The sequence below is a fragment of the Candidatus Paceibacterota bacterium genome (assembly GCA_035530615.1).
Classification (GTDB): domain Bacteria; phylum Actinomycetota; class Actinomycetes; order Nanopelagicales; family Nanopelagicaceae; genus QYPT01.
The window spans coordinates 38,419-57,841 of the sequence record DATKUL010000003.1; the positions used below are offsets into that span (position 1 = coordinate 38,419).

A 19,423-nucleotide genomic window follows, 5' to 3' on the forward strand; every position below is an offset into this window, starting at 1 on the left:
GAATTTCTAGTTCTTAACAACTACTGGAGAAAGTCCTACTGATTTCTTCCTCGCGTTTTCATCTCCGCATTCGGTGAGCCAGTTAGCCATCATATGATGACCGAATTCAGTAAGTACTGACTCTGGGTGAAACTGAACGCCCTCGATCGGCAAAGTCTTATGACGTACCGACATGACAACACCTGACTCCGTCTCACTAGTGACTTGAAGTTCTTCCGGCAAGGTCGCTCGCTCGACAGCAAGTGAGTGATAGCGAGTAGCTGTAAAAGGAGATGGGACATCGGTAAGCACGCCCACGCCGGTGTGGCTCACACGTGAAGTTTTACCGTGAAGTAATTCAGGGGCCTGTGAAACGGTCGCGCCAAAGGCGGTACAAATAGCCTGATGTCCTAGGCACACTCCAAAAAGTGGGATCTTGTGTTCGGCACAATAACTCACCATCGCCATACTGACGCCGGCGCGCTCTGGTGTTCCTGGGCCGGGTGAAATAAGAACTCCGTCGTATGAGCTAGCCATATTTACATCGATCTCGTCATTGCGAACAACTGTGCACTCGGCTCCGAGTTGTGCGAGATATTGAACGAGATTGAATACAAAGGAGTCGTAGTTATCGATGACGAGAATCTTCCGGGCGGACATGGGAGCAATTCTCTCGCATCTTGACCACCTCGCGCTTGGGAGGCCAGATATTAAGAATCTATCTCCCCGTGTTACCCTCTGATATGCCAAAATCGAAACTCCGTAAGAAAGATAAGAAGACCATCCCTGCAGAGTTGCTCCATCCGGTAGCCCTGCCCACAGAGAGCCCCCGTTGGCTCGCCCCGGTGATGGTTGCAGCTTTTCTCGCGGGCCTTATCTGGATTGTGATCTTCTATGTCACCTCCACGAACTATCCCATCCCAGGGATCGGCGCATGGAACATGGTGGTGGGCTTTGGCTTTATTGGGGTGGGCTTCACCCTGGCTACCAAGTGGCGTTAAAGAGGTAAATTACACGCTTGTAATTCTCCACATAGGGGATAACTCCTGTGGATAACTCAGTTCTTGACGCGAAGAATCACATTGGTGGCGATCAGCCCACCGATCAGCCCACCTAGGTGAGCGTGCCAGTCAATTCCGGGCAGAAGAAAAGCCATCGCAAAGTTAATTCCAATGATGACCAGAATGCTTTTTACATCAGCCCCGATCCTCTTTGCCACTAAAGCAAAGGCGCCGAAGAGCCCAAAGAGTGCCCCTGAAACGCCTACCGAGAGCTGATAGGCGGGGTTGAGATAGAGCGAAGTCAGTGAGCCGGCAACCAGTGAAATGAAAAAAATGGCGAGGAATCGAGTCCTACCAAATAATTGCTCAAGTGGGTTGCCGAGAACTAGGAGTGCGTACATATTGAAGCCGAGATGCATGAAGCCCCCATGAATAAGGGCAACCGTGATTACTCGGTACCACTCGCCAGCAGCTACACCATGCCCGTCGATTGGTCCTTTGAATAGCCCTAAATCAATCTCAAGAGTAGGTACAAATAACTGAAGCAGGTAGAACCCACAGATTATGGTTATGAGCCCGGTGGTGGCGTTTCGCTTCACGCTACCTTCACCCAACCATTAAGAGATGGTGACGGAGTTAATCGTTATAGGTGTAGCTGGACGATCTTGTCCGTCAGTCTTTGCTTGCGCAATTTTGTCCACAACGGCCTGGCTCGCGGCATCTTTTACTTCACCGAAGATAGTGTGTTTACGGTTCAGCCACGTTGTTGGTGCCACTGTAATGAAGAACTGTGAACCGTTGGTTCCAGGACCGGAGTTGGCCATTGCCAAAATGTACGGGCGATCAAAAACTAATTCGCCGTGGAATTCATCCGCGAATTTGTAGCCTGGGCCGCCAGTACCGCGACCTAGTGGATCTCCACCTTGAATCATGAACCCCTTGATGACGCGGTGAAATACCGTGTTGTCGTAAAGGTTGGCGGTCGTCTTTTCGCCATTACGCGGATCGGTCCACTCGCGGGCACCGGTTGCAAGTTCAATGAAGTTCGCCACCGTCTTAGGGGCGTGATTGGGGAATAGTTCGATGACGATGTCACCCAATGAGGTGTGCAGGGTTGCTGAAGTATTTGTCATGTGGAGACTAGGGGAATCGAACCCCTAACCCCCGCCTTGCAAAGGCGGTGCTCTACCAATTGAGCTAAGTCCCCGTGGTCAACGGGAGTGGGCCTTGGAGGACTTGAACCTCCGACCTCTTCCTTATCAGGGAAGCGCTCTAACCAGGCTGAGCTAAAGGCCCCAAAACCTGCGTAAGGCTACAGGTAATTAGAGGTAGACCCCAAACCGCGTTTTTACTCTGATTCCACCTCCGCGCTCTTGGTGACAGAGAGTACCTGAACCCCATCATCCAAATTGACCAATCTCACGCCCATTGAATCCCGGCCAGTTTGGCGAACTTCTGAGGCGGGGGTCCGCATGACGGTTCCTGCGGATGTAATAGCCAGTACCTCGTCCTCTTCTCGAAGGACCAGGGCGCTAACCAGAACCCCGCGCGAATCCTCATCAATCTTGGCCGCCTTGATTCCAATGCCGCCTCGTCCTTGCACCCGGTACTCGTCCAGCGGTGTCTTCTTTCCGTAACCGCCATCGGTTGCGGTGAAGACGAGAAGGTTTGAATCCTGGGTATTGATTCTTGCCATAGTGAGAAGTTCGTCGCCCTCGCGGAATTTCATTCCGATCACACCGCTAGTTGATCGACCCATCGGGCGAAGAGCGTCGTCATCTGCCAGGAAGCGCAATGCCATGCCTTTTTTGGAGACCAGAAGTAATTCATCTTTCCCATTGACGAGGGCAGCGCTGACAACTTCATCGCCTGTTCGCAGGGAGATCGCAATCAATCCACCTGCACGAGGTGAATCATATTCACTCAATGCGGTTTTTTTGATGAGACCATTTTTAGTTGCGAGAACGAGATATGGCTGAACTCCGTAATCTTTAATGGAAAGAACTTGTGCGATCTGCTCATCCGGCTTGAAAGCCATGAGGTTGGCGACATGCTGTCCGCGCGCATCACGACCAGCGTCTGGCAATTCATGAACTTTTGATCGATAAATACGGCCCTGGTTGGTGAAAAATAGGAGCCAGTCATGCGTCGAGGCAACAAAAAAATGATCGACCACATCATCTTGCTTTAAAGAAGCGCCTCTGACTCCCTTACCGCCACGTTTCTGCGAACGATAGAGCTCGGCACGTGTTCTTTTTGCATACCCAGTGTGAGTAATAGTGACGACGGCATCTTGATCTGGGATCAAATCTTCAGCCGAAAAATCACCTTCGCTAGCAACGATTTGAGTGCGCCGTTCATCTCCGTATTTTGTGACCAAATCTGAAAGCTCTGTTTTGATAATTTCACGTTGCTTCTCATCGCTAGCCAGAATTGCTGTGAGCTCAACTATGTCAGCCATAAGACCGTCGTATTCGTCATTGATCTTCTGACGTTCGAGGGCCGCAATCCGGCGAAGTTGCATATCCAAAATGGCATTGGCTTGAATCTCATCAACTTCTAACAATCTCATCAATCCGGTTCGTGCTTCTTCTGGCGTTGAGCTAGCGCGGATCAGCGCGATAACGGCGTCGAGTGCGTCGAGGGCTTTGAGATACCCGCGAAGGATGTGGGCTCGTCGCTCTTTCTCAGCCAAGCGGTATTTTGTCCGTCGGACAATTACTTCGACTTGGTGCTCGATGTAATAACGAACGAATTCATCCAGACGTAAAGTGCGAGGAACCCCATCGACAAGCGCCAACATGTTTGCACCAAAGGTGTCCTGCAATTGGGTCTGCTTGTAAAGGTTATTGAGTACAACTTTTGGAATTGCGTCATTTCGGAGCACGACAACGAGCCGTTGTCCTAATCGCTCGTTTCCTTCATCGCGAACATCTGCGATGCCTTTAATTTTCCCATCTTTAACCAGTTCGGCGATCTTGAGCGCTAAGTTGTCTGGGTTTACTTGGTACGGCAACTCAGTGACCACTAAACATGTGCGTTTGTTAATCTCTTCTACATTGACCACCGCCCGCATGGTGATTGAGCCGCGACCTGTACGGTAGGCAGTTTCTATTCCAGTACGACCGACAATTAGCGCGCGCGTTGGAAAGTCTGGACCTTTTACAATCTTTAATAGTTGTGTGAGGAGTTCGTCGGATTTCGCCTCCGGATGCGCAAGAGCCCAAGCAACACCTTCGGCGATTTCTCGCAGGTTGTGGGGTGGGATATTTGTAGCCATTCCAACTGCGATTCCGGCACTGCCATTAACCAGCAGGTTTGGAAAACGACTGGGTAGGACATCTGGTTCTTGTGATCTGCCATCGTAGTTTGGGGAAAAATTGACCGTGTCTTCATCGATATCCCGCATCATCTCCATGGCGATGGGAGAAAGACGAGCTTCTGTATAACGCATTGCCGCGGCTGGATCATTTCCAGGAGAGCCAAAGTTGCCATTGCCATCAACGAGTGGATAACGAAGTGACCAGGGTTGAGCGAGTCGGACAACAGTGTCATAGATAGCACCGTCACCATGCGGGTGGTAATTACCCATGACATCTCCGACGATACGAGATGACTTGTAGTAACCCTTGTCAGGACGGTATCCGCCGTCATACATAGCATAAAGAACTCGGCGGTGAACTGGCTTTAGACCGTCGCGAACATCGGGAAGAGCTCTACCAACAATGACACTCATCGCATAATCGAGATAAGAGCGTGCCATCTCCACTTGGAGGTCGACAACTTCTATCCGGTCAAAATCTTTGCTGAGCTCGTCCATTGTTTTCCTTTGACTTGAATCTCTGTTAGATATCTAGGAAGCGAACGTCTTTGGCGTTTCGCTGGATAAAGTTGCGGCGCTGTTCGACGTCTTCTCCCATAAGCACAGAGAATAGGTCGTCGGCAGCGGCGGCATCCTCAAGACCGACTTTAATCAAAACGCGGTGATGTGGATCCATGGTTGTATCCCAGAGTTCTTTTGCTGGCATCTCACCCAGACCTTTAAAGCGTTGGATTCCGTCTTCCTTAGGGAGACGTTTTCCGGTGTCTACTCCAAGTTTGATAAATCCATCGCGCTCGCGATCTGAGAAGGCGTACTGCACTGGTTCTTTACCGCCCCATTTCAATTTATACAGAGGTGGCTGAGCAAGGTAGACAAATCCTTGTTCGATAAGGGGGCGCATAAATCTAAAGAGTAAAGTAAGTAAGAGTGTGCGAATGTGCTGTCCATCAACGTCAGCATCGGCCATCAAAATAATCTTGTGGTAGCGCAATTTAGCGATATCGAAATCATCATGAACACCCGTACCTAATGCAGTAATGAGTGACTGGACTTCATTATTTTGCAAAACCCGATCGATGCGCGACTTCTCAACGTTAAGAATTTTCCCTCGGATGGGGAGAACTGCCTGATATCTAGAATCGCGCCCACCTTTAGTCGATCCACCAGCTGAATCACCCTCGACAATATAAAGTTCGCACTTTTCAGGCTCTGTCCACTGACAATCTGCCAATTTTCCCGGCATACCACGACCCTCGAGCAAGCCTTTTCGATTACGTGAAAGGTCGCGGGCCTTTCTTGCTGCAACGCGTGCTGCCGCTGCATCAATACTTTTTCGTAGGATGTCTTTTCCTTCACTTGGGTTCTGTTCGAACCATGCCGTGAGTTCTTCGTTGATCGCCTTCTGCGTGAAAGATTTTACGTTTGTATTTCCGAGTTTAGTTTTTGTCTGGCCTTCAAATTGAGGATCTGTAAGTTTGATGGAAACAATTGCGGTCAATCCCTCGCGGACATCTTCGCCAGTGAGGCGATCTTCTCGTTTGCGGATGAAGCCCCATTCTTCGCCAAATTTATTCACTATTGAAGTGAGAGCAGTTCTAAAGCCTTCTTCGTGTGTTCCACCCTCTTGTGTATTGATGGTGTTGGCGAAGGTGTAGACAGATTCAGAGAAACCGGCATTCCACTGCATTGAGATTTCCAGTGACATCTTGCTGGTTTTGTCTTCAGCAGTAAAAGCAATGATGGATTTGTGAATCTGGCCACGGGTCGAATTTAAATGCCGTACGAAATCCGTGATTCCATTTTCGTAGTGATAGCGAACAAAGAGTGGGTCGCCTTTTTCGTCGACATGGCCAGGCCGCTCATCGGCAAGGGTTATGGTTAAACCGCTATTTAAAAAGGCCATCTCGCGGAGGCGAGCGGAGAGAATTTCGAAGGAGAAGTCTGTGGTCTCAAAAATATCCTCTGACGGCCAGAAGCGAACCGTGGTACCAGTCTTGGAGGTTTCTTCGCCTTTTGAAACAGGAGCGGTTGGGACACCTAGTTTGTAATCTTGACTCCATATAAAACCGTCGCGATATACCCGGACGGAAAGATCGGTACTGAGTGCGTTAACGACAGAGATTCCAACTCCGTGCAATCCACCAGAAACAGAATACCCACCATCGCCGAATTTCCCGCCAGCGTGGAGCACAGTCATAACAACTTCGAGGGCAGGTTTCTTTTCGACCGGGTGGATGTCGACCGGAATACCTCGTCCGTTATCAACGACCTGCAGACTTCCATCGCTCATAAGGGTGACGTTGACGTCGGTGCAGAAGCCGGCCAAGGCCTCATCTACTGAGTTATCTACGACCTCATAAACCAGGTGGTGCAGACCACGCTCGCCGGTGGAGCCGATATACATGCCGGGGCGCTTGCGGACGGCCTCGAGCCCCTCGAGAACTGTGATGGAACTAGCGTTGTAACTGCCTGTCTTAGCCGGCACGAGACTCCCTTGTTGACTCTGTTAGCCTAAACTTGCCTTGCGCTAACCCAGCCTCAATTGAGGAAAAGGGCTCCAGCGACCTTCTAGGGAGATTATCCCTGGAAGTACCTGCTCATCCTAGCCTGAAAATGGAATCTGTGTAGCGCAAACAAGCCGTAGAGGCGGTATTGGGGACGAGAAATCACCAGGTGTGAAGGGTTCCTCTTAGAAGTTGCTTTTTCGGGCTTTTAACCGTAGGTGTCCCTGGGTCCACGAGCACCGCGGATTGTCCGAATTCCTTTTTTCCAGGAAGGCCCGTGGGGGCCAATCACGGTTATGGATTCCACAAGAGCGCCGGGGGCGCTGCGCTGAATTCTCTCTAAGAGGTCGGGTCCAATAAGGCGAAGTTGAGTAGCCCAGGCTGTCGAAGCGGATTGGATTGTTAAAACCCCATCTAAAAGAGAGATTGGATTGGCGTGGAGTGAAATCTCATTTCCGACAATCTCTTCCCATGTGGAGAAGAGAGTGCCCTCCGCAATCCCTGTATCCCAATTCCGTTCTTTAATGAGGTTACTTAAAAGGTCTTTTAATAATTGTGGGTCGGTTGTTGTGCCTGTGCTCTCTCGTATTTCTTTTTTACGTATTTTTTTATTTGTTTGGCCGGTTTTAAAAGACTTGAAAAGATCTAAGGCAAGATCGCGTTTTGCCATTAAGTCCTCACATCCATCACTTGACCAAGTTGGACATAGAGCCGTTCTGTCTCAAGTCCCACAGGAAGATCACTTTCAACGGCGGTGGTGATAATCGTCTGCTCTGCAACTTGTGTTGCCTGCATAAGTTGCGCCCTTCGGAAGGTGTCTAATTCAGAGAACACGTCGTCGAGAATAAGTATCGGCTCCGCTCCCTCGTTTCGCAAGAGGTTGAATGCACCAAGGCGTAACGAGATCGCTATCGACCAAGACTCTCCATGGCTGGCGTATCCTTTGGCGGGAAATTCTCCAAGTTGTAAGTGTAGGTCATCTCTATGCGGACCGATTAATGTAACCCCCCGCTCCACTTCTTGGTACTGGACCTCTTCTAACCGTAAGGCGAGAATCTCTCTGTTCTGCTTGAGATTATTAGAGAGTTCATTGGTTGATGACTTGTATGAGATAACTAAAGGGCGAACTTCATTAAGGTTTGCATAATTTTCCGAAGTTAGTGGGTTAAGTAATTCACAGAGATTTATCCGTTCGGTCGTTAAGACAGAGCCAACCGAAATAAGTTGCTCATCCCATGGGATAAGTGCACTTCTTGGAGCTCGCGTTTTTAGTAATGCATTACGTTGTTTAACAATTCTTTCGTAATCGCTGATAACACCCGCTAGACGCGGAGACCTTGTTATAAGAAGGCGATCAAGAAAATCTCTACGGTTAGATGGATCGCCACGGATTAAATCTAGGTCTTCTGGTGAAAAGTAAACACTTTGACAGGCACCTAGAATTTCTCTCTGGCTACGTACCGGGTTCTGGTTGAGCCGGGCACGATTTGCTTTCTGCACATTTATTTCAAGATCTACTTGGAGTTTCCGTTCTTCTCGCTCGATTTCTGCTCGGATGATTGCTTGATTAGAGCCCAGGCGAATAAGTGGTTGATTGTGCGAGACACGGGGGGAGGTAAGAAAAGACAGGTAAATAATAGCCTCGGCAATATTGGTTTTACCGGATCCATTATCCCCAATAAATGTCGTTGCCCCAGGATTAAGATTTAAGTCTAGTTGCGAGTAAGACCTAAAATCTTTGAGAGATAGATGATTTATACGCATTCATTTATGAGGCGTAGCGCATCGGCATAAGTAGATAGCGGTAGTTTTCAATCGGCTCGCTATCTTTGCCAGCCTTACCTGTGAGGATTGCCGGCTTATTAGAGCCCGTGAAAGAAATCTGCACAAATGGTGTACCTACAGCTTGTAGTCCATCGGCTAAGAAAACTGGGTTGAAAGCAATACTAATAGGTTCGCCCGTGAGTGAAATTTCGAGTGCTTCTGTCGCTTGCGCTTCTTCACCAGCTCCAGCTTCTAACTCCAAGGTTGACCCTGCAAAAGAAAGGCGGAGTGGAACCGTCTTGTCAGTCACGAGGGCAACCCTTCGGACAGAATCTAAAAATTGTGCGACCTCTACCACTGCCGTTGTTGTGATGTTCTGCGGCAGTAGGTGGCGATATGGAGGGAAGATTCCATCCAACATCCTAGAAGTCATGGATTTGCCGTCACTTACAAAACCAGCCAACCTGTCGTGTGAAGTCGGAGAGGTGAGAGATATAAAAACATTTTTTGCACCAGTGAGAGACTTCGTCGCATCGGCCAATGTTCGTGCACGTAGTAGTGCCACTAATTCTAAGTTTGGTTGGGTGGCTTGCCATTGGACTTCACGCACTGCCAGGCGATACCGGTCAGTGGCAGCCAATGTCATAGTGTCTTGAGTTATTTCGACATGGATTCCTGTGAGTGTAGGAAGTGAGTCGTCACGCCCCGCAGCGATCGCCACTTGAGCAACTGCTGTTGCGAAAAGATCGCCGGCGATAATTCCGGTTGTTTCAGGAATTTCTGGAAGGTTTGGGTAATCGTTTAAAGAAAGTGTAGGTAGTGTGAATTTTGCTGTTCCGGATGTAACAAGCACCCGTGATCCTTCCAATTGAACCGTGACTGGTTTGTTGGGAAGAGAGCGGGAAATTTCCGCTAGTAGTTTGCCTGGAACGAGAACTTTTCCGCTTTGGTTTACGTCCGCGTTGAAATTTGCCTTACTAGATGTTTCAAGGTCTGAGCCTGAGAGAAAGACTTGACCGTTGTCAGCTTCTATAACAATGCCTAAAAGGGCGGTCATAATCGGCCGAGTGGAAAGACTCCGAGACACCCAGTTCACGCCGTCTGCTAAAGCATGTTGCTCGACGGTAAATTTCACGCCGCACCTCTCGTCTCACTTAGTAGCTCGCCAACCTCAATCCGAGGAGCGTGTCCTTTAAAGTCTTTCATAAAGTTCTCCACCTTCAACCTTTAAATAGATATAGATAGTCGTAGTAACCAGAGCCTTTTCTTGTGGATAAAAGGAAAAACCCTGGTAAAGCCAGGATTTCTAACTTTAAACCTGTTGAAAACCCCTTCCATCCTCTGGACAAATAAGTGCCTTATTCCATACAACTGCGGTTAAATGAGTGGTTTTGGGAAGTTAGGAGTAAATAACCCACAAAAAGAGAGGGTTTATCCACGGTTATCCACAACTTTTACACAACCTGGGGGTAAATACCTCTAAACAGGACATCTCCACCAAATCACCCACTTAAAGAAGCCTTTAAAAGCCATTTTAACCATTTTTAGTCTGTTGTTTAATCCGGTTGGTGAGTTCAGTGACCTGGTTATAAATCGACCGCCGCTCCGCCATAAGTTGGCGAATTTTCCGGTCAGCATGCATCACGGTTGTGTGGTCACGACCGCCGAAAAGTTGCCCTATTTTAGGAAGAGAGAGTTCGGTCAGCTCGCGGCAGAGGTACATCGCAATTTGGCGGGCGTTGACCAAGACTCGGGAACGGGAGGTTCCACAAAGGTCGTCTAATGTCAGGCTGAAGTAGGCGGCTGTCTGAGCCATGATGGTTGCACTTGTGATTTCAAGCGATGATTCGTTAGGGATTAAATCCTTCAACACAATTTCAGCAAGTGATAAATCAACACTCTGCCTATTTAAACTAGCGAAGGCAGTTACTCGGATCAGCGCACCTTCCAGCTCGCGGATATTTGTAGAGATTTTACTCGCTATATATTCCAGAACGTCATCTGGAGCATTCAACTTATCTTGCGCAGCCTTCTTGCGAAGAATAGCAATACGCGTTTCTAGCTCTGGGGGTTGAATATCAGTAATTAAACCCCATTCAAAACGACTACGTAACCGATCTTCTAAGGTTGTTAGTTGTTTCGGTGGCCTATCACTTGAAATAACTATTTGTTTATTTGCGTTATATAACGTGTTAAATGTATGAAAAAACTCTTCTTGGGTACGTTCTTTATTCTCTAGAAATTGAATATCATCCACAAGAAGCACATCTAGATCCCGATAACGCCTCTGAAAAGCAGAGGCTTTATCGTCACGGATGGAGTTAATGAAATCATTGGTAAACTCTTCACTAGAGACATAGCGAACTCGGACGCTGCCATACAGTTCTTTTGCATAAGCACCAATTGCGTGGAGCAGGTGCGTTTTTCCTAGCCCAGACTCCCCGTAAATAAAAAGTGGGTTGTAGGCCTTTGCGGGGGCTTCTGCCACTGCCACTGCGGCCGCGTGTGCAAAACGGTTAGAAGCGCCTATAACGAAAGTTTCAAAAACATACCGGGGGTTCAATTGAGAGACTTCATTACTCGATTGCGGGGCTCGATCGTCACGACCAGTTCCAACCTTCGGTGCAATAAACTCAATCTCAATGTCAGGTTGTGGTGGATTAGGGAGTTCTAAAGCCTCATCGACCGTGACTGCGATATTAGTTTTCTCCCCCAGTTCTCGAGAGAGGACCTCGCCCACAATGGCCCGTAGACGGGTCTCAAGTACGTCTTTCGCGAAAGCATTCGGGGCGGCGACTAAAAGGTTGGTGATCCCATTGCCCTTGATAAGGCCCAGTGGTTTGGTGAGAGAGAGGAAAGCCCGATGTTGGGGGGTATCAATCTCAACATCTGTAATAACCCGGGACCAGAGAGCGGTTAGGTCGTTTTCTACCAGGGTCATCTGCCAGCCTCTCGAGAACTATCCACAATGTTATCCACAAGCTGTGGTCTAAACCCAAGGTTGAGCCTCAGACGGCCTGTGGAGAGGTTGAAAAATAGAGGGGAACTGGAAGAAAAGCAAGTAGTTATCCACAACTCTGACCGTTCAATAAGAGCCTCCACTGTATAAGAGCCCGAAAAGTCTCAGTTTGACCCTGTTATCCCCAGACCTCTACCGTTACCTCCTCATTCTCATTAATTGATTAACAGACGAATTTTCAAGGAGTTCTCATGACTAAGCGCACCTTCCAGCCGAACGTACGTCGGCGAGCGAAGAAACACGGCTTCCGCGCCCGTATGGCCACCCGAGCCGGACGAGCTGTACTTGCCGCCCGCCGCGCCAAAGGTCGCGTCCGAATCTCCGCGTAACTAATTCTTGTGCTACCCCGTAGTGCACGGCTAACTTCGCCAAATGATTTTGCGCGAGCAACCAAAAGTGGTTCTCGCGCATCAAGTAAGTTTCTTGTCGTATACCTTTATCTGGCGGCGACAGAAACTTCAGTTAAGTGCGGCTTAATTATTAACAAAAGCGTGGGAGGTTCGGTGGTGCGCCATAAAGTTGCCCGCCAAATTCGACACAGACTTCAAGCGCACCTTCCCCAACTTCCACCTGGGTCGCTACTTGTAGTCAGAGCCCTACCAGGAGTGGTGAAGGTAGATATTGGTGGCGAACTTTCTCGTCTTATTCCAAAAGTAATTGAGAAAGCCTTAAATACCAAAATGGTCTTCAAATGAGAAAGTTGGCAGTGGGCCTTATTGGCCTTTACCAAAAATGGATCTCTCCTATGTTTCCGCCGCGCTGTAAATACTACCCGTCTTGCTCATCTTATGCGGCGAGTGCGATTTCAATATACGGATTGAAAGGGCTAGCGATGGCCGTTTGGCGGTTGGTGCGTTGTAATCCATGGTCCCACGGTGGGGTTGATTATGTTCCAACCAAAAAAGTGAAAACAGACGTTTCGCAATCACATAATAATTTACATATTAGCGGGGGCGCCACTCGATGAGTTCTATCTTAAATCCCTTATATATCGCTGTTTCTTGGGTCATTGTATCGATCCATAAATTGGTCTCCCCAATCTTCTCTCCCGACAGCGGGGTATCTTGGGCGTTATCAATTATCGGTCTGGTTATTTTGATCCGAATAATGCTGATCCCACTTTTCGTTAAACAAATTAAGAGTCAGAGAGCATTAACCGCACTCCAACCTCATCTCAAAGCGATTCAGACCAAACACAAGGATGATCGCCAGAAACAATCCGAAGAGATGATGAAGCTTTACAAAGAGCATAAAACAAATCCATTAGCATCATGTTTTCCAATTCTGGCTCAAGCGCCGATCTTCTTTGCGCTTTTTACTGTTCTTAATGGAATCGGAAAGAATCCGCCACAAGCTCATGGAGTGCTGACTCAAGCTGACGTAGTGAACGCCGCGCACGCAACAATTTTTGGTGCTCCAATATCTGCAACGTTTTTAGGGTCTTCAAACGGAACCGTCAAACTCGTAACCGTGGTTTTGATTATCTTTATGTCGGTAACAACTTTCACCACTCAGCGCCAGTTGATGATGAAAGGTATGCCGAAGATGGATTCAAGCAACAATATGATGTTGCAACAGCAAAAAATTATGTTATACGCGTTCCCATTAATTTTTGCAGTCTCTGGGGTAAATTTTCCCATCGGTGTTTTAATTTATTGGTCCACCACCAACCTATGGACATGGGGCCAGCAGTTCTATGTGATTAAAAGAAATCCAACTCCCGGATCTCCTGCCTATCTAGAACTTGAAGCAAAGAAGGCGCGAAAGAGTGGAATACCCCTCTCTGAGACCGGTTCAGCAGATTCAACGCAAGTGATTGAGAGCCCTGAGGTTAAAGGTCAACGCCAGCAACCAAACCGAAAAAAGCCAAAGAAAAAGAAATAGTAAATCCGACAAATAGGTTTAAACCACAACAAATCCGACAAATAGGTTTAAGAAGTAAATAAGGAGTGAAAATGAGCGAGGCAGTTGAAGAGAAGGCATCTGAAGTTACAGAGGAAAGCATTAATGAGCCGGGGGAAGTCTCCCTGGTGGCCAAACTTGAGGAAGAGGGCGATATAGCTGCCGATTACCTAGAGGCCTTGCTCGATATCGTCGATCTAGATGGAGATATTGATATTGATGTTGAAAACGATCGGGCAGCCCTCGCGATCGTCGGAGGAAAGCTCAATCACCTGGTGGGAAACCAAGGTGAAGTACTTGACGCACTCCAAGAACTCACTCGGTTGGCGGTTCAAACATCTACCGGTGACCGTAGCCGCCTCATGTTGGATATTGATGGGTATCGTGCTGGCCGCAAGGCTGAACTTCGAAAACTGGCTCAGGAGAGCGCGGATGAAGTCACCTCCACCAAGAACTCACTTAAATTGGCGCCAATGAACGCATTTGAGCGAAAGATTATCCACGACACCATTCAGAGCTTGGGTCTCACTAGTGAATCTGAGGGTGAAGATCCAGATCGCTGCGTCATCATCTTTCCTAACTAACTCTCTTATAGGTTGAGCACTACTAGGAATTGGCGAAGAGCACGTGGTTGAGAACGAGGAAGAGCCGATTGTTTCACGTGAAACTTTGATTGCTCGGTACTTTCCTGGGCGAGAGGAAGAAATCTCCCACTACGCGACATTCCTCCGCACAGAGGGAATCGAGCGTGGGCTTATTGGTCCACAGGAGGGTGAGCGGATATGGGAGCGCCACATCTTCAACTCCCTGCCGGTCTCTACCCTTATCCCCGCCGGGGCTACAGTTATTGATATTGGGTCAGGAGCGGGTCTGCCTGGTATTCCCCTTGCTCTCTCACGCCCAGATATCTATATGACCTTGATTGAGCCCCTCCAACGGAGAGTTGATTTTCTCAATGAGGCAGTGGCTGGTTTAAATATCATAGTTTTACGAGGACGAGCTCAAGACTTCTCAATAACCGCCGATGTCGTAACAGCGCGCGCGGTGGCTCCGCTGGAGAAATTGGCAAAAATAACCCGTCCCTTAATCAAAAAAGGGGGTCTGCTATTGGCTATTAAAGGGGAGAGCGCGGCAGATGAGGCCCTTACAGTGAGAGGCGCCGAACTCCATGAAATTAAGCTCGCTGGTATGCCTCTCGGGCGGGTTATTTCCCTCCGAAAGCCTGGTTAACTAGCCCCTGTGACGGATTCACGTGAAACAGATACCTTAACTCGTTCAGTTATTGGGGTTCGTCGACTCAAAGAGGCTTTTGCACAACCTTCCGCCCTGCGGATCTTCTCTGTCTCCAACCAGAAGGGCGGAGTTGGAAAGACGACGACGACCGTCAATATCGCCGCCGCCCTAGCCATGGGGGGTCTGCGCACCCTGGTGATTGATCTTGACCCACAAGGAAATGCCAGCACAGCCTTGGGGGTTGAACATCAAGCAAATGAGGGTATTTACGAAGTGCTTATGGGCGTCACCTCCATTACGTCTGTTGTGCAGAAGGTGGCCGGTTTTCCGCACTTGGAATGTGTTTCCTCCAATACCGCACTGGCACAAGCGGAAATCAATCTTGTTTCCATGGTTGCGCGTGAACTTCGCTTAAAGGAGGCGATTACAGAACTCGTTGCAGCGCGCGCGAGTGCCGGGATTCCTTACGACTATATCTTTATTGATTGTCCACCAAGCCTGGGCCTTCTTACAGTCAATGCTCTTGCCGCAGCGCAGGAGTTGCTCATTCCAATCCAGTGTGAGTACTACGCCTTGGAGGGGTTAACCCAACTATTGGAGACGTACGCAATTGTTCGCAAGCGCCTCAACTCTGAATTGAAATTATCAACGATCGTGCTCACTATGTTTGATGGACGAACCCGTCTGGCAAATGACGTGGCAGCAAGTGTGCGCTCGCACTTCCCGCAAGAGCTTATTGATATTCCAATTCCGCGAGCCGTACGAATTTCTGAAGCGCCCTCATACGGGCAAACCGTTATGACATATGACCCGGTTTCTCCAGGCGCAATTGCTTATATGCAGATTGCCAAAGAAATTTCCGAACGCGGTAAAGGTTTTGATTCAAATGTGGTCAGCGTCAATTATTCAAAAGGAGAGAGCGCATGAGTGTTAAGCGCGGTGGACTAGGTACAAACCTCGATGCATTAATTCCGACTTCTTTAACGATTGCTGGCGCGGAAGTTGCGCAACAGAATGAAGTGCCGATTGATTCCATTTCGCCAAATCCTAAGCAGCCACGAAGAGTTTTTGATGAAGACACTTTACGAGAGCTAACCGCCTCTATTCAAGAAGTGGGATTACTTCAACCACCTGTTGTACGCGAAATTTCATACGGTCGCTACGAACTGATTATGGGTGAGAGGAGATTCCGCGCTGCCAAAGCAGCTGGTCTTAAATCTATTCCCGTCATCATTCGTCAAACCTCTGACGATGAACTTCTCCGCGAAGCGCTCATCGAGAATATTCACCGCAGTCAACTAAATGCGTTAGAGGAAGGCGCGGCATACTCACAACTTTTGGATGATTTTGATTGCACACACGAAGAATTAGCGCGACGTTTGGGAAAATCACGACCTCACTTAACAAACACAATGCGTCTATTAAATCTTCCACCTACCGTGCAGAGAAAAGTAGCGGCAGGCGTGCTTTCCGCTGGCCATGCACGTGCACTTTTAGGCTTAACTGATGAAAAAGAAATTGAAAATCTTGCCAACCGAATTGTTTCTGAGGGTTTAAGTGTGAGAGCGACTGAGGAGATCATTGCAACTGGACTTGCGCAAACAAAAGTAAAGAGAAGAGCAAGTAGTAGTAACAATTTGCATATGACCGATGTTGAGGAAGACCTCTCTGACTATTTTGATACGAGGGTTGGAGTGCAATCGGGTAAATCCAAAGGGAAAATCGTGATCGAATTTTCTGGCACTTCAGATCTCAACCGAATTGTTTCTCTCATTAAGAAAAAATAGACTACTTATTGATTTCAAAAGCACTGCTTCGCCGGGAGATTTCTTCCTTAACGACGTTACTCAATGCCTTCACTCCTTCACGGATTCGCTCAGGCGTTGGATGGCAGTAGGACAGCCGCATTGCCCAACTCCCGAACCCATCAGCATAAAAGGCGGTTCCCGGCACGTAAGCAACTTTCGCAACAATCGCCTTTGGCATCATTAGCTTCGTATCAATTTCCGGAGGTAAGTTAACCCAGACATAGAATCCACCTCCAGGCTTGGTCCACGTTGCAGAGGCAGGGAAGTACTCCTCAAGAGATTCCAGCATTGCGTCCCGACGAACTTTGTAGAGTTGGCAGAAAGAAGCGATCTGATCCCGCCAAGGTTGATCGGCCAAATAATTTGAAATCGTAAGTTGTGTGAAATTTGAAGGGCAGAGAATGGAAGACTCGCTTGCGATAACTAGTTTCTCCTTGAGTGATGGAGGAACCAAAGCCCAACCAACCCGCAGGCCGGCGGCAATCGTCTTCGAGAACGACCCAAGGTAAATGACATTCTCGGTGTCTTCAGCCCTCATCGCATTTGGCGAAGGTCGGTCAAAACCAAGCAGACCGTACGGATTATCCTCAACTACAAAGATTTCCTCTGCGCGACAGATTTCGAGTATCTCAGTCCGTCGATCCGCTGGAAGAAGTACACCGGTCGGGTTTTGGTAATTAGGAATTAGATAAAGAAATTTGATCGTGCGGCCACTGGCTCGCACCGAACTTATTGCTTGACGGAGGGCTTCTGGGACTAAACCTTGACCATCGAGTTCGACATGCACAACTTGTGCCTCATATTGATGAAAGGTGCCGAGAGCTCCAACATATGAAGGAGCTTCTACAAGGACGACATCGCCTGGATCGATAAAAATACGTGAAATGAGGTCGAGCGCCTGCTGCGATCCGGTAGTGACAATGACATCGTCAGGGTTGGCTCGAATTCCTTCGAGAGCCATCACTTCACATATTTGTTCCCGTAATTTTGGATGACCCTGTCCGCTTCCGTACTGCAGAGCTTCAGCACCATTTGTGAGAATCAATTTACTGACGACTGATGCCATCATCTCCATGGGCAATGCAGATAAGTTCGGCATGCCGCCGGCCAACGAGACAATTTCTGGCCTGGATGCAACAGCGAAGAGTGAACGAATTTCACTTGGTTGCATTCCCGCAGCGCGAGAGGCAAAACGCTTCTCTAGATACTGAGGGTCTCCAGATTGATAACGAGCCGTCGGGTTGGACATTCCGCAAGTCTCCCATACTTAAATGGAGGCGCGACGACCTAAAGAGTTACTTGCGAAGCCCCGCCTTCTGAAGATCGGAAATTCTCAACGTTCCTGTCTTAGCATCATCTTCGGATGCTAGGTAAAGACGTTGAATCGCAATCACTATTGCCTCAGCCAGGACATCTCGAAAATCAGAACGCTCTAGTCGCGAGGCATCTCCGCGGTTGGTGAGATACCCAAGATCAATACGCACAGTTGGGGATTTGGTAAGCCGCAATAAATCCCACGTTTTGGGATGCGTGCGGCAGTTGAGGAGATCGGTACGGGCGCATATTTCTCGTTGAACCAATGAGGCAAATCGTTCACCAACAACCGAGTGGACACCGTGCGTCTCGCTGCCGTAGTAATACGTTGCGACTCCATGTGCATTTTCGTTTTTGTAGGAATCTGCATGGAAAGAGAGAATGAGATCTGCCCCAGCCTGATTTGCAAAAGCAATTCGCTCGGACTCACTTGGCTCATTCTGTGCCCCCCGTGTGAGAAAGACACTCACTCCTAGAGCTAGAAGTCGACCTTCTAGTCTTTGGGCGACGTCGTACACTGTTGTGGATTCATTAATACCATGGGCACTGACGCCGCGATTCTTTCCTCCACCGCTGGGATCTAAAACAATTACTTTATTAGCAAGGGAAGGACCTCGGTCATGCTGCATCGCGCTCTCACGCAAGATAGAGGGGGTACCTCCCGAGACGGTTCTTGTGAGGCGGATGAGCGCTGTGATTGTGGCGGGCCCACATTTTCCATCAGTTGTGACGCCAACTGACTTTTGAAATTCACGTACCGCATTCTCTGTCTTTACTCCATATACGCCATCAACTCGACCGCAATCAAATCCCATGTCGGTAAGGCGGGCTTGTAGGGTCGCAATGTCGTCGCCACGAAGAAATGGAGGTTGTTGGAGATAAAGCGAACGGTCGCCAAGTTTCCACTGCGCCTCTTCAAGAGCCCGCATCGTTACAGAGTTCACGACGCCCGTGATATCGAGGCCGCGATTTTGTTGGAAGGTGCGAATTGCATTGACGGCGCTTTCATCTATTGACGGCGGGTGCACGACCAATAAACCCAACCGATTGAGAATGTTTATAACATGGGTCACATCGTCAGCAGTGGAATCTTTGCCGATCAAACGATCATCCATCCTGAGGACCCTAACTATTTAAGCAAACCACAGAGCATTTCATTTAACGTAAGAGCGAACTCTCAGACCAATTCTAAAGAAAATTTGCGAGATCTTTGAGAAGTGCCGGCTTGGGCTTAGCTCCGATAATTGACTTAACAATCTCCCCATTAACAAAAACCGCAAGAGTTGGAAGCGAGGTGATCCCATATTTGACGGCGATCCGAGATTCTTCATCGGTATTCAATTTCACTACCTTCAATTTACCGACGTACTCTTTGGCAATCTCTTCCAGAATAGGAGCAACTGCGCGGCAAGGCCCACACCACTCAGCCCAAAAATCCACAAGTACTGGCGTAGAACTCTTTAAAACCTCTGCATCAAAAGTTGCGGTTGTTACTTCTTGTGCCATTCTTATTCCTCTCGCGATTCCAAATACCTAGGATACTGGTGCAAATCCAATCTTGTCCGAATGAAACCAGC

The 19,423-nt window shown here is 48.5% G+C and carries 21 protein-coding genes and 2 tRNA genes; 9 read left to right on the plus strand and 14 right to left on the minus strand.

The window, feature by feature from the left end; all coding sequences use genetic code 11:
• Positions 1 to 6 precede the first annotated feature (6 nt).
• Complete coding sequence (locus tag VMW30_08690) at positions 7 to 639, minus strand: aminodeoxychorismate/anthranilate synthase component II (protein HUW88429.1); 633 nt, start codon at positions 637 to 639, stop codon at positions 7 to 9.
• A gap of 83 nt (positions 640 to 722) precedes the next feature.
• On the opposite strand from VMW30_08690, the gene VMW30_08695 reads away from it, so the two are divergent.
• On the plus strand, positions 723 to 980 hold the full coding sequence (locus VMW30_08695) for a cell division protein CrgA (GenBank protein HUW88430.1): 258 nt from the start codon (positions 723 to 725) through the stop codon (positions 978 to 980).
• 56 nt (positions 981 to 1,036) lie between these two features.
• On the opposite strand, the gene VMW30_08700 is transcribed toward VMW30_08695, so the two are convergent.
• The 10 genes from VMW30_08700 to dnaA all read right to left on the minus strand — a co-directional run bounded on the left by VMW30_08700 (position 1,037) and on the right by dnaA (position 11,511).
• Entirely contained in the window at positions 1,037 to 1,579 is a 543-nt protein-coding gene (locus VMW30_08700; protein HUW88431.1) for a rhomboid family intramembrane serine protease, read from the minus strand.
• 18 nt (positions 1,580 to 1,597) lie between these two features.
• The gene (locus VMW30_08705; protein ID HUW88432.1) at positions 1,598 to 2,113 is read right to left on the minus strand and encodes a peptidylprolyl isomerase; all 516 of its coding nucleotides are present in this window, start codon (positions 2,111 to 2,113) and stop codon (positions 1,598 to 1,600) included.
• Between the two features lies 1 nt (position 2,114).
• Positions 2,115 to 2,187, minus strand: a tRNA-Ala gene (locus VMW30_08710).
• A gap of 14 nt (positions 2,188 to 2,201) precedes the next feature.
• Positions 2,202 to 2,276 (minus strand) — tRNA-Ile (locus tag VMW30_08715).
• Positions 2,277 to 2,328: 52 nt separating this feature from the next.
• Entirely contained in the window at positions 2,329 to 4,800 is a 2,472-nt protein-coding gene (gene gyrA / locus VMW30_08720) for a DNA gyrase subunit A (protein HUW88433.1), read from the minus strand.
• Positions 4,801 to 4,825: 25 nt separating this feature from the next.
• Entirely contained in the window at positions 4,826 to 6,787 is a 1,962-nt protein-coding gene (gene gyrB / locus VMW30_08725) for a DNA topoisomerase (ATP-hydrolyzing) subunit B (GenBank protein HUW88434.1), read from the minus strand.
• A 227-nt stretch (positions 6,788 to 7,014) separates the two neighbouring features.
• The gene (locus VMW30_08730) at positions 7,015 to 7,476 is read right to left on the minus strand and encodes a DciA family protein (protein ID HUW88435.1); all 462 of its coding nucleotides are present in this window, start codon (positions 7,474 to 7,476) and stop codon (positions 7,015 to 7,017) included.
• On the minus strand, positions 7,476 to 8,570 hold the full coding sequence (gene recF, locus VMW30_08735; protein ID HUW88436.1) for a DNA replication/repair protein RecF: 1,095 nt from the start codon (positions 8,568 to 8,570) through the stop codon (positions 7,476 to 7,478). Before recF ends, VMW30_08730 begins: the two co-directional genes overlap by 1 nt.
• 4 nt (positions 8,571 to 8,574) lie before the next feature.
• On the minus strand, positions 8,575 to 9,705 hold the full coding sequence (gene dnaN, locus VMW30_08740) for a DNA polymerase III subunit beta (protein HUW88437.1): 1,131 nt from the start codon (positions 9,703 to 9,705) through the stop codon (positions 8,575 to 8,577).
• Positions 9,706 to 10,104: 399 nt separating this feature from the next.
• Entirely contained in the window at positions 10,105 to 11,511 is a 1,407-nt protein-coding gene (dnaA, locus tag VMW30_08745) for a chromosomal replication initiator protein DnaA (protein ID HUW88438.1), read from the minus strand.
• Between the two features lie 269 nt (positions 11,512 to 11,780).
• Between dnaA and rpmH the strand changes: the two genes are divergently transcribed.
• The 8 genes from rpmH to VMW30_08785 all read left to right on the plus strand — a co-directional run bounded on the left by rpmH (position 11,781) and on the right by VMW30_08785 (position 16,511).
• Positions 11,781 to 11,918, plus strand: coding sequence for a 50S ribosomal protein L34 (rpmH, locus tag VMW30_08750; protein ID HUW88439.1), 138 nt, complete (start codon positions 11,781 to 11,783; stop codon positions 11,916 to 11,918).
• 9 nt (positions 11,919 to 11,927) lie between these two features.
• Positions 11,928 to 12,284, plus strand: coding sequence for a ribonuclease P protein component (rnpA, locus tag VMW30_08755; GenBank protein ID HUW88440.1), 357 nt, complete (start codon positions 11,928 to 11,930; stop codon positions 12,282 to 12,284).
• Complete coding sequence (yidD, locus tag VMW30_08760; GenBank protein ID HUW88441.1) at positions 12,281 to 12,556, plus strand: membrane protein insertion efficiency factor YidD; 276 nt, start codon at positions 12,281 to 12,283, stop codon at positions 12,554 to 12,556. Before rnpA ends, yidD begins: the two co-directional genes overlap by 4 nt.
• A complete protein-coding gene (yidC, locus tag VMW30_08765; GenBank protein HUW88442.1) occupies positions 12,553 to 13,473 on the plus strand; it encodes a membrane protein insertase YidC in 921 nt (306 codons plus the stop codon). The genes yidD and yidC overlap by 4 nt, the downstream gene beginning before the upstream one ends.
• Before the next feature lie 71 nt (positions 13,474 to 13,544).
• A complete protein-coding gene (locus VMW30_08770; GenBank protein ID HUW88443.1) occupies positions 13,545 to 14,075 on the plus strand; it encodes a R3H domain-containing nucleic acid-binding protein in 531 nt (176 codons plus the stop codon).
• Positions 14,076 to 14,118: 43 nt separating this feature from the next.
• Positions 14,119 to 14,721, plus strand: coding sequence for a 16S rRNA (guanine(527)-N(7))-methyltransferase RsmG (gene rsmG, locus VMW30_08775; GenBank protein HUW88444.1), 603 nt, complete (start codon positions 14,119 to 14,121; stop codon positions 14,719 to 14,721).
• 9 nt (positions 14,722 to 14,730) lie between these two features.
• Positions 14,731 to 15,651 carry a ParA family protein gene (locus tag VMW30_08780; GenBank protein ID HUW88445.1) on the plus strand — a complete coding sequence of 307 codons (921 nt, stop codon included), beginning with the start codon at positions 14,731 to 14,733 and terminating at the stop codon, positions 15,649 to 15,651.
• On the plus strand, positions 15,648 to 16,511 hold the full coding sequence (locus VMW30_08785) for a ParB/RepB/Spo0J family partition protein (GenBank protein HUW88446.1): 864 nt from the start codon (positions 15,648 to 15,650) through the stop codon (positions 16,509 to 16,511). The genes VMW30_08780 and VMW30_08785 overlap by 4 nt, the downstream gene beginning before the upstream one ends.
• A gap of 1 nt (position 16,512) precedes the next feature.
• On the opposite strand, the gene VMW30_08790 is transcribed toward VMW30_08785, so the two are convergent.
• The 3 genes from VMW30_08790 to trxA all read right to left on the minus strand — a co-directional run bounded on the left by VMW30_08790 (position 16,513) and on the right by trxA (position 19,352).
• A complete protein-coding gene (locus VMW30_08790; protein HUW88447.1) occupies positions 16,513 to 17,781 on the minus strand; it encodes a PLP-dependent aminotransferase family protein in 1,269 nt (422 codons plus the stop codon).
• Between the two features lie 46 nt (positions 17,782 to 17,827).
• Complete coding sequence (locus tag VMW30_08795) at positions 17,828 to 18,961, minus strand: N-acetylmuramoyl-L-alanine amidase (GenBank protein HUW88448.1); 1,134 nt, start codon at positions 18,959 to 18,961, stop codon at positions 17,828 to 17,830.
• Between the two features lie 73 nt (positions 18,962 to 19,034).
• The gene (gene trxA / locus VMW30_08800; protein HUW88449.1) at positions 19,035 to 19,352 is read right to left on the minus strand and encodes a thioredoxin; all 318 of its coding nucleotides are present in this window, start codon (positions 19,350 to 19,352) and stop codon (positions 19,035 to 19,037) included.
• Positions 19,353 to 19,423: the final 71 nt, after the last annotated feature.